This is a genomic window from Duganella levis (assembly GCF_009857605.1).
Taxonomy (GTDB): Bacteria; Pseudomonadota; Gammaproteobacteria; order Burkholderiales; family Burkholderiaceae_D; genus Rugamonas; species Rugamonas levis.
The window spans coordinates 24,611-37,034 of the sequence record NZ_WWCT01000016.1 but is presented as its reverse complement, the minus strand read 5'-3'; the positions used below and the strand labels follow the sequence as shown (position 1 = coordinate 37,034).

Annotated in this window: 10 protein-coding genes; 6 read left to right on the top strand and 4 right to left on the bottom strand. The window is 60.2% G+C overall.

What is annotated here, in order from left to right; genetic code table 11:
* The first annotated feature begins 10 nt into the window (after window positions 1-10).
* Window positions 11-1,504, top strand: a complete 1,494-nt coding sequence (locus tag GTP69_RS18840; RefSeq protein ID WP_161056385.1) for an efflux transporter outer membrane subunit — start codon at window positions 11-13, stop codon at window positions 1,502-1,504.
* 64 nt (window positions 1,505-1,568) lie between these two features.
* On the opposite strand, the gene GTP69_RS18835 is transcribed toward GTP69_RS18840, so the two are convergent.
* A complete protein-coding gene (locus GTP69_RS18835; protein WP_161056300.1) occupies window positions 1,569-1,907 on the bottom strand; it encodes a hypothetical protein in 339 nt (112 codons plus the stop codon).
* A gap of 155 nt (window positions 1,908-2,062) precedes the next feature.
* Between GTP69_RS18835 and ligD the strand changes: the two genes are divergently transcribed.
* From ligD to GTP69_RS18820, 3 genes are all read left to right on the top strand, one after another.
* On the top strand, window positions 2,063-4,567 hold the full coding sequence (ligD, locus tag GTP69_RS18830; protein WP_161056299.1) for a DNA ligase D: 2,505 nt from the start codon (window positions 2,063-2,065) through the stop codon (window positions 4,565-4,567).
* Between the two features lie 134 nt (window positions 4,568-4,701).
* Window positions 4,702-5,205, top strand: a complete 504-nt coding sequence (locus tag GTP69_RS18825) for a hypothetical protein (protein WP_161056298.1) — start codon at window positions 4,702-4,704, stop codon at window positions 5,203-5,205.
* A 112-nt stretch (window positions 5,206-5,317) separates the two neighbouring features.
* Window positions 5,318-7,051 (top strand): S41 family peptidase, encoded by a 1,734-nt coding sequence (locus tag GTP69_RS18820; protein ID WP_161056297.1) that lies wholly within the window; start codon window positions 5,318-5,320, stop codon window positions 7,049-7,051.
* A gap of 70 nt (window positions 7,052-7,121) precedes the next feature.
* Here GTP69_RS18820 and ku read toward each other — a convergent pair whose 3' ends face one another.
* Both ku and GTP69_RS18810 read right to left on the bottom strand, forming a co-directional pair.
* Window positions 7,122-8,075 (bottom strand): non-homologous end joining protein Ku, encoded by a 954-nt coding sequence (gene ku / locus GTP69_RS18815; protein ID WP_161056296.1) that lies wholly within the window; start codon window positions 8,073-8,075, stop codon window positions 7,122-7,124.
* A gap of 3 nt (window positions 8,076-8,078) precedes the next feature.
* Window positions 8,079-8,972, bottom strand: coding sequence for an SDR family oxidoreductase (locus GTP69_RS18810; RefSeq protein ID WP_202424482.1), 894 nt, complete (start codon window positions 8,970-8,972; stop codon window positions 8,079-8,081).
* 177 nt (window positions 8,973-9,149) lie between these two features.
* Between GTP69_RS18810 and GTP69_RS18805 the strand changes: the two genes are divergently transcribed.
* A complete protein-coding gene (locus tag GTP69_RS18805; RefSeq protein ID WP_229261043.1) occupies window positions 9,150-10,634 on the top strand; it encodes a GGDEF domain-containing response regulator in 1,485 nt (494 codons plus the stop codon).
* Here the strand turns inward: GTP69_RS18805 and GTP69_RS18800 are convergent.
* Window positions 10,631-11,767, bottom strand: a complete 1,137-nt coding sequence (locus GTP69_RS18800) for a thiolase family protein (protein WP_161056295.1) — start codon at window positions 11,765-11,767, stop codon at window positions 10,631-10,633. The genes GTP69_RS18805 and GTP69_RS18800 overlap by 4 nt on opposite strands.
* Before the next feature lie 87 nt (window positions 11,768-11,854).
* On the opposite strand from GTP69_RS18800, the gene GTP69_RS18795 reads away from it, so the two are divergent.
* Window positions 11,855-12,421 (top strand): TetR/AcrR family transcriptional regulator, encoded by a 567-nt coding sequence (locus GTP69_RS18795; protein ID WP_161056294.1) that lies wholly within the window; start codon window positions 11,855-11,857, stop codon window positions 12,419-12,421.
* Window positions 12,422-12,424: the final 3 nt, after the last annotated feature.

The following is a 12,424-nucleotide window of genomic DNA, read 5'->3' as shown; positions in this document are numbered from 1 at the left end:
GGTCAACTCGATGAACAAGCTGCAGATGATCGCCAAGGGCGTAGCGCCCATCCTGGCGGCCTTGCTGATGACCGCATGCGCAGCGCCGGAGTTCAAGCAACCTGCGATGGACGTGCCAACCGCGTTCAAGGAATCGCAACAACCGGCGGCCACCAAAACCGCCGCCGACGGCAGCACCTGGAAAACGGCGCAAGCCGCCGAAGCCCAGCCGCGCGGCGAGTGGTGGCTGGCCTTCAATGATACGGCCCTGAATGAGCTGATCAACGAAGCCACCCGCGCCAACGCCAACCTGGCGGTGGCTGCGGCCCGCGTCAAGCAGGCGCGCGCCATTGCCGGTATCGCTGAAGCGGACCGCATTCCGCAAGTCGGCGTCGGTGTCGGCGCCCAGCGTCTGCGCCAGTCGGATGTGGAACTGGGCCTGCCGGCCGGCACGCCGGTGGCGCCGGCCAAAGTGTTCAGCGCCAACCTGACGGCCAGCTACGAGGTCGATCTGTTCGGCCGCGTATCGTCCAACGTCGCTGCGGCGCGTGGCGATGCGGCGCAGGTCGAAGCGACTTACCGCTCGGTGCTGCTGTCGGTGCAGGCGGATGTGGCGCAGACGTACTTCCGTCTGCGTGCCACCGACGCTGAACTGGACACGTTGAACCGCACGGTCCAGACCCGCGAAGAAAACGTCAAAGTCAACCAGCGTCGTTTCGACCTGGGCGACATCGGCGAATTCGACCTGTCGCGCGCCAAGACGGAACTGGCGACGTCGCGTGCCGAAGCCATTGGCCTGCAACGCCAACGCGTGACCACCGAGCATGCGCTGGCGGTCCTGCTGGGCAAACCGGCGGCCAGCTACACGGCCGGCAACAGCCCGCTGCTGGATGGCGCCTTGCTGCCATTGATTCCAGCCGGCCTGCCATCGACGCTGCTGGAGCGCCGTCCTGACATCGCCGCCGCACAGCGCGCGATGGAAGCGGCTAATGCCCGCATCGGCGTGGCGCGTTCGGCGATGTTCCCATCGCTGATGCTGAACGCGAATGCGGGTGGCACCTCGGGTAATACCGTGGCTGACATCTTCAAGTGGAGCAGCCGTTCGTGGCTGCTGGGTGCGGCGTTGTCGATGCCGCTGATCGATGGTGGCCGTAACAAGGCCAATATCACGCGCAGCGAAGCAGTGCTGGAAGAATCGGTCGGTACCTATCGTCAAAGTGTGCTGACGGCGTTCGCGGAAGTGGAAGACAATCTGGCGGGCCTGCGTATCCTGGCTGGCCAGACGGTGCAGATTGAAGATGCAGTAGTATCGGCGCGTCGTTCGGCCGATCTGGCGCAGAAGCTGTATTCGGCGGGTCGTTCCAGCTATCTGGATCTGCTGGACGCACAGCGCAATCTGGCGACGGTGGAGCGCACTGCGGTGCAACTGCGAGGCAATCGCGCAGTGACCACGGTGGCGTTGATTCGTGCGCTGGGTGGTGGTTGGGACGGCGCTGGCGCCGCACCAAACGTCGCGCAGAACTAAGCGCAGCAGCAATGCAAAAAAGCGGACTTCGGTCCGCTTTTTTTTTCGCCGCTAGCGAATGGAATTACTTGGTGGTGACTGGCGCAGGCGTTGCTGCGGCTTCGGTTTTCTCGGCTTTGGCGTGAGCCTTGGCTTTGGTTTTGGTGGCCTTGGCGTGGGCGTCAGCCTTGTCGGATTTTTCTTCCGCCTTGGCGACAGCGACGTCTTTTTTCGCATCGGCTTCTACCTTGGCGGTCTTGGCTTCTGCCTTGATCTCAGCCTTGGTTTCTTTAGCTTCTGCCTTGGCGGCGGTCTTGGTTTCCTTGGCTTCTGCCTTGGCAGCAGCAGGAGTAGGGGCAGGAGTCTGTGCAAATGCAGCGGTTGCGAACAGGCCGGCGATCAGGGTAGCGATAATTTTGGTCATGATTCAATCCTCTATCAGTTTTTCTGGGCCCGGGACAATTCCCGCGTCTCTGAGCAAAAAACGCGGCCCGGATTGCTAGCGTTGACGGTCTTTACAATCGCTTACAAGTTAGCCAGCGCACGGTTTTCTGTCAGTGACGGGCATAGGCTGGCGACATGAAAGACTCGCTCAAAACCTACAAGGCAAAACGCAACTTCGCCATCACCCCCGAACCTGCCGAAGGCGGCGAGGAGGGCAGGGAGGCGCTGACGTTTGTCATCCAGAAGCACTGGGCGACGCGCCTGCACTACGACTTCCGCCTGGAACTGGACGGCGTAATGATGAGCTGGGCCGTGCCCAAAGGCCCAAGCTACGACACGCACGACAAGCGCATGGCTGTGCACGTAGAGGATCATCCGATCTCCTATAACGATTTTGAGGGCACCATCCCGCCCAAGCAGTACGGCGCAGGTAAGGTAATCATCTGGGACAAGGGCACCTGGCATCCGCTCGACGATCCGCGCAAGGCGCTCAAGGCAGGTAACTTGAAATTTGAAATCCACGGCCACAAGATGCATGGCCGCTGGGTGCTGGTGCGCATGAAGGGCAAAGGCGAAAAGCAGGAACCCTGGCTGCTTATTAAGGAGAACGACGAATACGCGCGGCCGGCAGCGGAGTTCAGCCTGGTGGACGAGATGCCCGACAGCGTCAAGGCGCTGCCGATGCCTGCTGGGGCGGCGCCTGTCGCCGTGCCGGCCGCGTCTCCCCGCACCGCAGCCGCCGAACGCGCCGCACCCAAAGCCGCGCTGCCGGAGACGCTATCGCCCCAACTGGCCACGCTGGTCGATGCCCCGCCGACCGCAGCGGAGGACTGGCTATTTGAAGTCAAATTCGACGGCTACCGCATCCTGGCCCGCATCGAAGGCAAGGACATCCGCCTGATCACCCGCAACGGCAACGACTGGACGCACAAGTTGCAACCGCTGCACGCGGCGCTGAGCAAAATGAAGCTGCCCGCCGGCTGGTACGACGGCGAAATCGTCGTCCACGACGACAACGGCCGCCCCGACTTCGGCCTCCTGCAAAACGCCTTTGACGAAAACGCCCCTGGCGACATCGTCTACTTCATCTTTGACCTGCCATTCCACAACGGCCGTGACCTGCGCGACCTGCCACTGGAACAACGCCGCGCCGAGCTGGAACAAGTCCTCGCCAAGCGCCAGACAGACACAGTGCGCTTCAGCGCGGCACTAAACGCCACGCCACAGGACATGATCGCCGCCGCCTGCCAGATGGGCCTCGAAGGCATCATCGGCAAACGCCGTGACTCGCGCTATACCGCGCGTCGCACCGGCACCTGGATCAAACTGAAATGCGGCCAGCGGCAGGAATTCGTCATCGGCGGATACACCGATCCGCAGGGTACGCGCAGTGGCTTTGGCTCACTGCTGCTCGGTACCTACGACAAGGACGGCAAACTGCAATACGCCGGCAACGTCGGCAGCGGCTTCAACGCCACCACGCTGGCCGACCTGAAAGCCAAGATGGACAAACAGGCCGCCGACAAAAGCCCGTTCGCCCCCAGCCGCGACATCGATAAAAAAGCACACTGGCTCAAACCCGTATTGGTAGCGGAAGTGGCCTTCGGCGAATGGACGCATTCCGGCTCGATCCGTCATTCCGTCTTCAAAGGCCTGCGCAAGGACAAAAAAGCCAACGCCATCGTGCGCGAACAGCCGGCGCGCATCAAGGAGGAACCCGCGATGGAAACCGCCATTGAGGGCACGCTGCCCAAATCACTCAAGATCACCAATCCCGACCGCGTCATCGACAAGCAAAGCGGCGCCACCAAGATCACGCTGGTGCGCTACTACGCGCTGGTGGCGCCATTGATGCTGCCGCATCTGAAAGGCCGCCCGGTATCGCTGGTGCGCGCGCCGGATGGCGTGGGCGGTGAACTGTTCTTCCAGAAGCATGCCGAAGTATCACGCATGCCGGGCGTGAAGCAGTTCAAGCAATCGCTGGACCCGGAGCATCCGCCGATGCTGGAAGTGCCGACGGAGGAGGGCTTGCTGTCGGCTGCACAAATGAACGTGGTCGAGCTGCACACGCAAAACGCCAACGGTAGCAGCTACGAAAAGCCCAACCGCATGATCTTCGACCTCGATCCGGGCAAGGGCGTCACGTGGGATGAGGTAAAGGAAGCGGCGCAACTGATGCGCGCTTTCCTCACCGAGCTTGGCCTGCCGGCCTTCCTCAAGACCAGCGGCGGCAAAGGCCTGCACGTCGTGGTGCCGATCAAGCCAGGCTATGGCTGGGATGACGTGAAGTCCTTCTCACAAACCATTGTCGCGCACATGGCGGAGACGATACCGGAACGCTTCGTCCTGAAGAGCGGTCCGCGCAACCGCGTCGGCAAAATCTTCATCGACTACCTGCGCAATGGACGCGGCGCCACCACAGTCAGCGCCTGGTCGGCACGCACGCGGCCGGGTCTGGGCATTTCTGTGCCGGTCACGTGGGAAGAGCTGGATGGCCTGCCAAGCGCAGACCACTGGACTGTCACCAACGTGCACACGCGGCTGGACGTCGGCAATACGCCGTGGGACGACTATGCCAAATCCGCCAAAGGCTTGGCCCCAGCGATGAAACTGATGAAGTTCAAGCCAGGGCAAGGCTAATAGACTCCCGCCGGATATCTGACTGCATCCGAATCCGGTCACTCTTCTCATCAAATCTCCGTGTGAGATTTCGCGTACTTTCCTGACAAGCAAGCTGCTATCCTCACTGTTGTCGCAGTTATTGCTAACTCCCTATGAAAATCGAAATTTCCGACGTGGAAGAGTTAAGTAGCCCGATTGGGCATTTGCTGCCGGTGCAATCGTTAAAACAGTTAGGTTCCTATATTGTCAGTACGATAGTTGGATTTTTTATCTTTCAATCGATATTAATGGCGTTGAAACTGCCACCGGCGCCCCCGATTGTGCTAATAGCAGCATTTTCCGGATCTTCGGTGATATTGAACCTGACACTGCCAGCAAGGTTTTTTATTGAAATGGAATCGATTGGCGATGACCTGATTTTGTTAAACGATATAAAAAATCGCATCGTTAAATATGGATATCAGCAAAGTAATGGCGGTAGCGTCACTGTCTACTATTTTAAATCTCGCTTGCCATCGATTATCTCATGGAAGGAAAATGATATTGCGCTGGAAAAGGCGAAAAATAAAATCACTCTTAGAGGGCCCGTCCTTATGATGCGGATATTGCGGGGAAATATAATAAAGAAACCCTTGGCGAAACAAATTTTCATTTGATTAATTGGCAAGTGTGAACCTTTTACATTGGCAAGAGCTTACTTATTGTCCATGACTTCGACGGCGAAGTTATCAATGGCAAATTCGAATCACGATCATCGGGCAGGTATTGATGCTGAAAAATATCATTCGTAATACCCTTTTCGCCTGTGTTTTTGCAATGAAAATGGCGGTAGCGGACGTCGGCACGCAAGCGCCCGGCACGAGCCACGAATTCGATGCGGGTTCTCGCATCAGCCTTCAGCAACTCACCCCGATACAAGTCAGCAACCTCATCATCGCGGGGAAGGTCTGGGGGTTTTTGAAGTACCACCACCCGTCGGTCGTTACCGGTCAATACCAATGGGACTATGAACTGCTGCGGGTGCTGCCAGCTGTTATCGCGGCAACGGATCGCGCTGGCGCCGATGTCGTTCTGCACCAGTGGATCGGACAGCTTGGAATGATTGCGGAGTGCAATCATTGCGCCGGTCTGGAAAAGCAGAATTTCCAGTTGTTGCCGAATTTAAGCTGGTTGAGCGATACGCAACTACTCAACGTAGAGTTGCGCAGCGATTTGAACAGGATTTATCGTCACCGAAGCAGCGTGGGAGCGCAGTACTACGTTTCCTTGGCTCCACAAATCGGTAATCCGGTATTCGATAAGGAAGCCGAATATAAAGACATAAAATTTCCGGATGCGGGCTTTCAACTGCTCTCCCTGTTTCGGTTCTGGAATATCGTCGAATATTGGGCCCCATACCGCGATCAGATAGGCGAAAACTGGGACAATGTATTAGGCGAATCCATTGTTCCGGTGGCTTTGGCAAAAGATCGCTCGGCTTACGAACTGGCGATGATGGCTGTCATCGCCCGGATTCATGATACCCACGCCAATTTATGGAGTTCGCTGCAGGTGCGTCCACCGCTAGGGGCGTGCCAGTTGCCTGTCCAGATTCGGTTTGTCGATGGTGTTGCGGCGATTAGTGGTTACACGGACGATCAGGACGGCCTTGAAAGTGGTATTAAGCGGGGCGATGTCATCGAGTCGATTGATGGTGTGCCGGTCTCTCAACTCGTCGATTCATGGAGGCCTTATTACGCGGCCTCGAATGAACCGACGCGCTTGCGCGATATCGCTGAAAATATGACCGTCGGCGCTTGCGGTAGCGTGCAATTAAAGGTCCGGCAAAGCGACGGTGAGAGAAATATTTCCGTCATCCGTATGCCAAGAATCGGACCAGCAAGCCGCGTAACGCACGACAAGGCGGGCGATACGTTTCAGCTTCTCACTGATGACATCGCCTACATTAAGCTGTCGTCCATCAAGCGCGCAGATATTCCAGGCTACATGGAGCGCGCCGCGCACACCAAAGGCTTGATCATCGATATCCGGAACTATCCGTCGGATTTCGTGCCATTTGCGCTGGGCCAGTATTTCATCGATAAGCCGACCAAATTTGTACGATTCACCAACGGTGATCTCGCCAATCCGGGCGGCTTCAAATGGGGGGCTGAACTCACTCTTGCGCCGCAAGCGTCTCATTATGCTGGCAAGGTGGTGATACTGCTCGACGAGAAGTCCCAGAGCCAGTCTGAATACACCGCAATGGCCTTGCGTGTCGGGACACGCGCGAAGGTAGTCGGGAGCACGACGGCTGGTGCCGATGGTAACGTGTCGCGGATTCCATTACCGGGAGGATTAAGGACCATGATCAGCGGTATCGGGGTGTTCTATCCCGATAAACGGCCCACCCAGCGTATTGGGATCATTCCCGATATCGAGGTTGTGCCGACGATCACGGGGTTACGTGAAATGCGCGACGAAGTGCTCGAAGCCGCGATCATCGAAATACAACGAGAGTAGCCGAACCGGTATCGCAAAGAGGATTTGGACCCGGATGCCGAGTACTTCAAGAATGATACTTGATGATTGATCATGCAGCCTTGCGGCTGGCGACGGGTTTGCGTTTCGCGGGTGCGGCGTGTGCCGCCGGCTTGGCGCTGCTCTTCGCGGCCGGCTTGGCCGCTGGTTTGGCTGCCGGCTTTGCGCGTGTTGCTGGAGCCGCCTTCGCGGCAGCACCTTTGCCGTCACGCTTGCCCAGACTGTTCTGCAGCAACGCCACCAGGTCGACCACGTTCGATGCTTTAGGCGCGCTTGGCTCGGCCTCCGGCGCGGTAATGGTCTTGGTTTGGCCAGCCTTGATCTTTTTCTTGACCATGGCCAGCACGTCTTCCTTGTAGGTGTCGTGATACTGCTCCGGCTTCCATTGCTCGCTCATGCCTTCCACCAGCGACAGCGCCATCTTCAATTCCTTGTCGCTGATGCCGGCCGCTTTCAAGGTTGCCGGCGGCAGTTTCAACTCCTCGGCGCTGCGGATCTCGGTCGCGTAGCGCAGCGTATTGAGTACGATCTTGTCCTCCACGCAGACCAGCGCGCACAGGTGCTGCTTGGTGCGCATCACCACCGTGGCGATGCCGATCTTGCCGGCCTTGCGCAAGGTCTCGCGCAGCAGCGCATACACCTTGTTGCCGCCCTTTGATGGTGCGAGATAGTAGGGCGTCTCGTAATACGTCAATGGCACATCGGCCGCCTCCACAAACGCCACGATGTCGATGGTCTGCGTCGCCTCCACATTGGCGCGCTTCAGATCCTCGTCCGACAGCACCACGTATTCGTTATCCTCGTATTCGTAGCCTTTGACGATATCGTCCCAGGTGACCTCTTTGCCGGTCTTCTTGTTATAGCGCTTGTAGCCGACCGGCGAAAAGTCGCGCCGGTCCAGCATGGTCAGGTCCAGGTCATGCTCCTGCACAGCCGTGTACATCTCGACCGGAATATAGACCAGACCAAAGCTGATCGCCCCTTTCCACAACGCGCGCGCGGCCATGGCTTAACCGCCCACCGAACCGGTCACCGGCAGCACAATGCCGGTGATATAGCTGGAGCAGCACGGCGCCGCCAGAAACACATACGACGGCGACAGCTCCTGCGGCTGCGCCGGCCGTTTCATGTCGGTGTCCGCGCCAAATTGGGCGATCTTCTCCGGCGCAGCATCGGCCGGGTTCAATGGCGTCCACACCGGTCCCGGCGCCACCGCATTGACGCGAATGCCTTGCTCCAGCAGATTGGACGCCAGCGACTTGGTAAACGCGTGAATCGCCCCCTTGGTGGTGGCGTAGTCCAGCAGATTCTCCGCGCCTTGCAGCCCGGTCACCGAACCGGTATTGATGATCGCCGCGCCGCGCTTCAGATACGGCAGCACCGCCTTGGCCATGTGGAAGTAGCCATACACATTGGTCTTCATGGTCAGGTCGAAGCGCTCTTCGGTCAGGTTGGTCAGCTTTTCCTCGTGTTGTTGAAAGGCTGCGTTGTTGACCAGGATGTCCAGCCGTCCAAAACGCTCGTGCGCCTGATGCGCCGCTTCGCGGCAGAACGCCGTGTCGCGCACATCGCCGCGCAGCAGCAGGCAGGCCTGGCCTTCAGCTTCCACATAGCGCTTGGTGTCCTGGGCATCCTGATCTTCGCTCAGATAGACGATGGCGATGTCGGCGCCTTCGCGCGCATACAACACCGCCACCGCGCGGCCGATGCCGGAATCGCCGCCGGTAATCAGCGCCGCCATGCCGGCCAGCTTGCCGCTGCCGCAGTAGTCGGGCGCGAGAAATTCGGGTTTTTGCTGCATGTCCGCTTCCAGCCCCGGCTTGTCCAGGTGCTGAGCCGGCATCGGCGTGCCGGGATAGATGTGCTCGGTGGTTTGCACCGGCGCGGTGTCCGATTGTGACATGGTGCTCTCCTTAATACACGAACACACAGTATTGGCGCGGGCCGGTTGCATGACGGTACGCTTGTTCACATAGCACCATCATAAAATTTTTGCAAAAAGATTGCTAATTTTGAACTCTATGGCAAACTATCGTTCGAGGGACAAACAAAACAAAAAAGATACTAGGGGAGTCACACCATGTCGCAAGTCTACAGCCGGTCGAACAGCACGGGCGTCTTCTTCAATCCGGGCGCCGAGCGGCGTGCGGAATTCCAATCCTGCTGTGGGGAAATGTTTTCCCAATTGCTGCTGTGCGACCATGTGGACGCCGTCGGCGCCGCCCTCGCCAAGCGTGAGGCGGACCTGCTGATCCTCGACCTGAACGGTTTTGATCATCTGAACCAGCTGTCCGGCCTCGGCGCGCTGATCCGTGGCCGCGCCGGCGCGCCTATCCTGGTGCTGTGCGCCTACGAACACAGCGCCTGGTTGCCGGAACTGATGGCTTACGGCAGTTTCGATTACCGCATCTGCCCAGTGCTGAACGACGAGTTGCAGCAAGCCGTGGGGCAGGCGCTGACGGTGCCCGCCGATCCGGCCGCCGCCATGCAGCAAGAGCTGCTGGACAAGGAGAAGGAACTGCGCGACCTGCTGGGGGTGCAACGCAGCCTGCAGCGTGCGCTGGCCGGCATCGACAGCATCAACACCATGGCCTCGCAAATCTGCCTGGCGCTGTGTAACTTCCCCGGCGTGCGCCATACCTCCGTACTGCATATGAAAGAGCGCGGCGACCTGCGACTGGTGGCGCAGGAAGCCCGCAACCACCTCGATTTGGGCCGCTTGCTGGAACGGCGCGATCATCTGCTGCAATCGCCGCTGCGCGATGTGTTCCCGGCGCTGATGGCGGTGTCGCGCGGCGAAATGGTGCTGCTGGACGCGCCGGAAAAGGCTGGCGATCCGGAACTGGCGATGGCGCTGCACGACCGCAATGTGCGCATGGTGCTGGCGCTGCCGCTGCGCGCCGAACCGGGCGGCCCGGAGATGGGCGCCATTTGCTTGATGTTCGACCGCCACATCAGCTTTACGCGCGAGCAGTTTGCCTGCTTCGCCAGCCTGGCGCAGTTTGTCAGCTTTGGCATCGGCATGAGCGAATTAAAGCACCGCAACGATGCGCTGGCCGGCCAGTTGTCGCAAATGAGCACGGTGGACGCGGTCACCGGCGCCGGCAACCGCCGCGCCGGCGAGGATGCGCTCGACAATGAAATCCGCCGCGCGCGCCGTTATGGCCTGCCGCTGGCGGTGCTGTCGTTCGACGTTGGCAGCTTCCAGTCGTCCAACGATTTATACGGCGCGCCGGTGGGCGAGGCGGCGCTGCGCAAAATCGCCGAAACGGTGCACGGCCGCCTGCGCACCTCGGACACGCTGGCGCGCATGCGCGGCGAAGAATTCCTGATCGTCGCCACCCACACCACCTCGTCCGATGCGCTGCGGCTGGCGGATAAACTGCGCGGCGCGATTGCGGAAGCCGATTTGCCGCTGGCCGGCCACGGCGCCGCCGTCAGCATTGCACTGAGCGTGGCGCAGGTTGGCGCGGAAGAGGGCAGCGACGCGGTGCTGGATCGCCTCGACACCGCGCTGCACCGTGCCAAGCGCGCGGGCCGCAACGGCATCGAGTTGGCCGCCTAGATTTTTTCCAGGATGGTGGCGATACCCTGGCCGCCGCCGATGCACTGTGCGGCCAGCGCGTAACGGCCGCCGGTGCGTTTCAGCAGCGCCGCCGCCTTGCCGGTGATGCGCGCGCCGGTGGCGCCCAGCGGGTGGCCGATGGCCATGCCGCCGCCGTCGATGTTCAACACTTCCGGCTTGATGCCCAGCTCCCGCACGCAGGCCAGCGCCTGCGAGGCGAAGGCTTCGTTTATCTCGGCGACGTCGATGTCCGCCGCCGTCAGGCCGGCCAGCCGCAGTGCTTTCTGCGTGGCGGGAATCGGACCGATGCCCATCAGCGCCGGATCGCAGCCTACCGCCGCCATCGAGACAATGCGCGCGCTTGGTGTCAGGCCATGCTTGCGGGCGAATTCCTCGGTGGTCACCAGCACCGCCGATGCGCCATCGGTCAGCGGCGACGAGGTGCCGGCGGTGACCACGCCATGTTCTGGATCGAACACTGGCTTCAATGACGCCAGCGCTTCTAGCGTGGTGCCGGGGCGGATGCAGCCGTCTTCCGCAATCACGTCGCCGTTGGCGGTGGTGATGGGGATGATTTCATCGTTCAGCAAACCGGCGGCGCGGGCGGCGGCGGCCTTCTGGTGCGATTGCAGCGCCAGCACTTCCTGGTCGGCGCGCGACACTTCATATTTGCGGGCGACGTTTTCGGCGGTGTCGCCCATGCTGATGTAGGCGTCGGTTTCCGCCAGCAGCTGAGGATTGGGCGAGAAATTAAAGCCGCCTTGCGGCACCATGGTCATCGACTCTACGCCCACGCACAGATAGGCTTCGCCCAGTCCGGCCTCGATATTGGCGGCGGCGATGTGGACCGCCGACATGGACGAGCCGCAGAAACGGTTGATGGTCATCGCGCTGACTTCATGTGGAAAGCCGGCCAGCAGGGAGACAATGCGCGCCAGGTTGTTGCCCTGCGAGGACTCGGGATAGGCGCAGCCGAGGATAACGTCGTCCAGCAGTTTCGGATCGACGCCGGTGCGCTCGATCAGCCCCTTGACCACTTGCGCGCCAAGGTCGTCGGGACGGACTTCGGCCAGCTTGCCCTTGCGGGAGAAGTGAAACGGCGAACGGGCATAGGCGCTGATAACGGCTTTCATGATGGTTTCCTTTTGATGATGGTCGCAATGATTGATATATTATGCTCGTACTGTATAATGTCAATAGATTAGAAGTAGGAGTCCAAAATGAAAGTCAGCAGGGAGCAAGTGGCGCTCAACCGTGAGCGCATCGTGGAAACCGCCGCCCGGCTGTTCCGCGAAAAAGGCTACGACGGCATCGGTGTGGCCGATCTGATGAAGAGCGCCGGCCTGACGCACGGCGGCTTTTACGGTCACTTCGACTCGAAGGAAGATCTGCTGGCCGAAGCGGCCGCGCACGCGCTGAAGAAATCGGTCGAGCGCTGGGAAGGCTATCTGTCCGCAGGGCCCGACGTGGCGCTGGAAAAAATCTACGACGGCTATCTGAATGAGCAGCATCGCGACCATCCCGAACTTGGCTGCGCGGTCACCGCGCTGGGACCGGACGTGGCCCGCCTCGGTCCCAAGGCGCGTCATGCGATCACGGAAGGTGCGCGCAGCCAGATGGCGATCCTGGAGCAGCTGATGCCCGGCGCCGACGCCGCCGAGCAGCGCAAGCAGGCGCTGGCCAACTACGCCGCCATGGTCGGCGCCATCGTGCTGTCACGCGCGGTGGACGACGAGGCGCTGTCGCTGGAAGTGCTGGCGGCGGTGAAAGAAACGCTGCCCGGCTAGCCG

Coding starts and splice junctions, on each gene's coding strand:
- GTP69_RS18800 (WP_161056295.1), bottom strand. CDS start 11,767: ATGAAAGCCGTTATCAGCGCCTATGCCCGTTCGCCGTTTCACTTCTCC.
- ligD (WP_161056299.1), top strand. CDS start 2,063: ATGAAAGACTCGCTCAAAACCTACAAGGCAAAACGCAACTTCGCCATC.
- GTP69_RS18835 (WP_161056300.1), bottom strand. CDS start 1,907: ATGACCAAAATTATCGCTACCCTGATCGCCGGCCTGTTCGCAACCGCT.
- GTP69_RS18825 (WP_161056298.1), top strand. CDS start 4,702: ATGAAAATCGAAATTTCCGACGTGGAAGAGTTAAGTAGCCCGATTGGG.
- GTP69_RS18810 (WP_202424482.1), bottom strand. CDS start 8,972: ATGTCACAATCGGACACCGCGCCGGTGCAAACCACCGAGCACATCTAT.
- GTP69_RS18805 (WP_229261043.1), top strand. CDS start 9,150: ATGTCGCAAGTCTACAGCCGGTCGAACAGCACGGGCGTCTTCTTCAAT.
- GTP69_RS18795 (WP_161056294.1), top strand. CDS start 11,855: ATGAAAGTCAGCAGGGAGCAAGTGGCGCTCAACCGTGAGCGCATCGTG.
- ku (WP_161056296.1), bottom strand. CDS start 8,075: ATGGCCGCGCGCGCGTTGTGGAAAGGGGCGATCAGCTTTGGTCTGGTC.
- GTP69_RS18840 (WP_161056385.1), top strand. CDS start 11: ATGAACAAGCTGCAGATGATCGCCAAGGGCGTAGCGCCCATCCTGGCG.
- GTP69_RS18820 (WP_161056297.1), top strand. CDS start 5,318: ATGCTGAAAAATATCATTCGTAATACCCTTTTCGCCTGTGTTTTTGCA.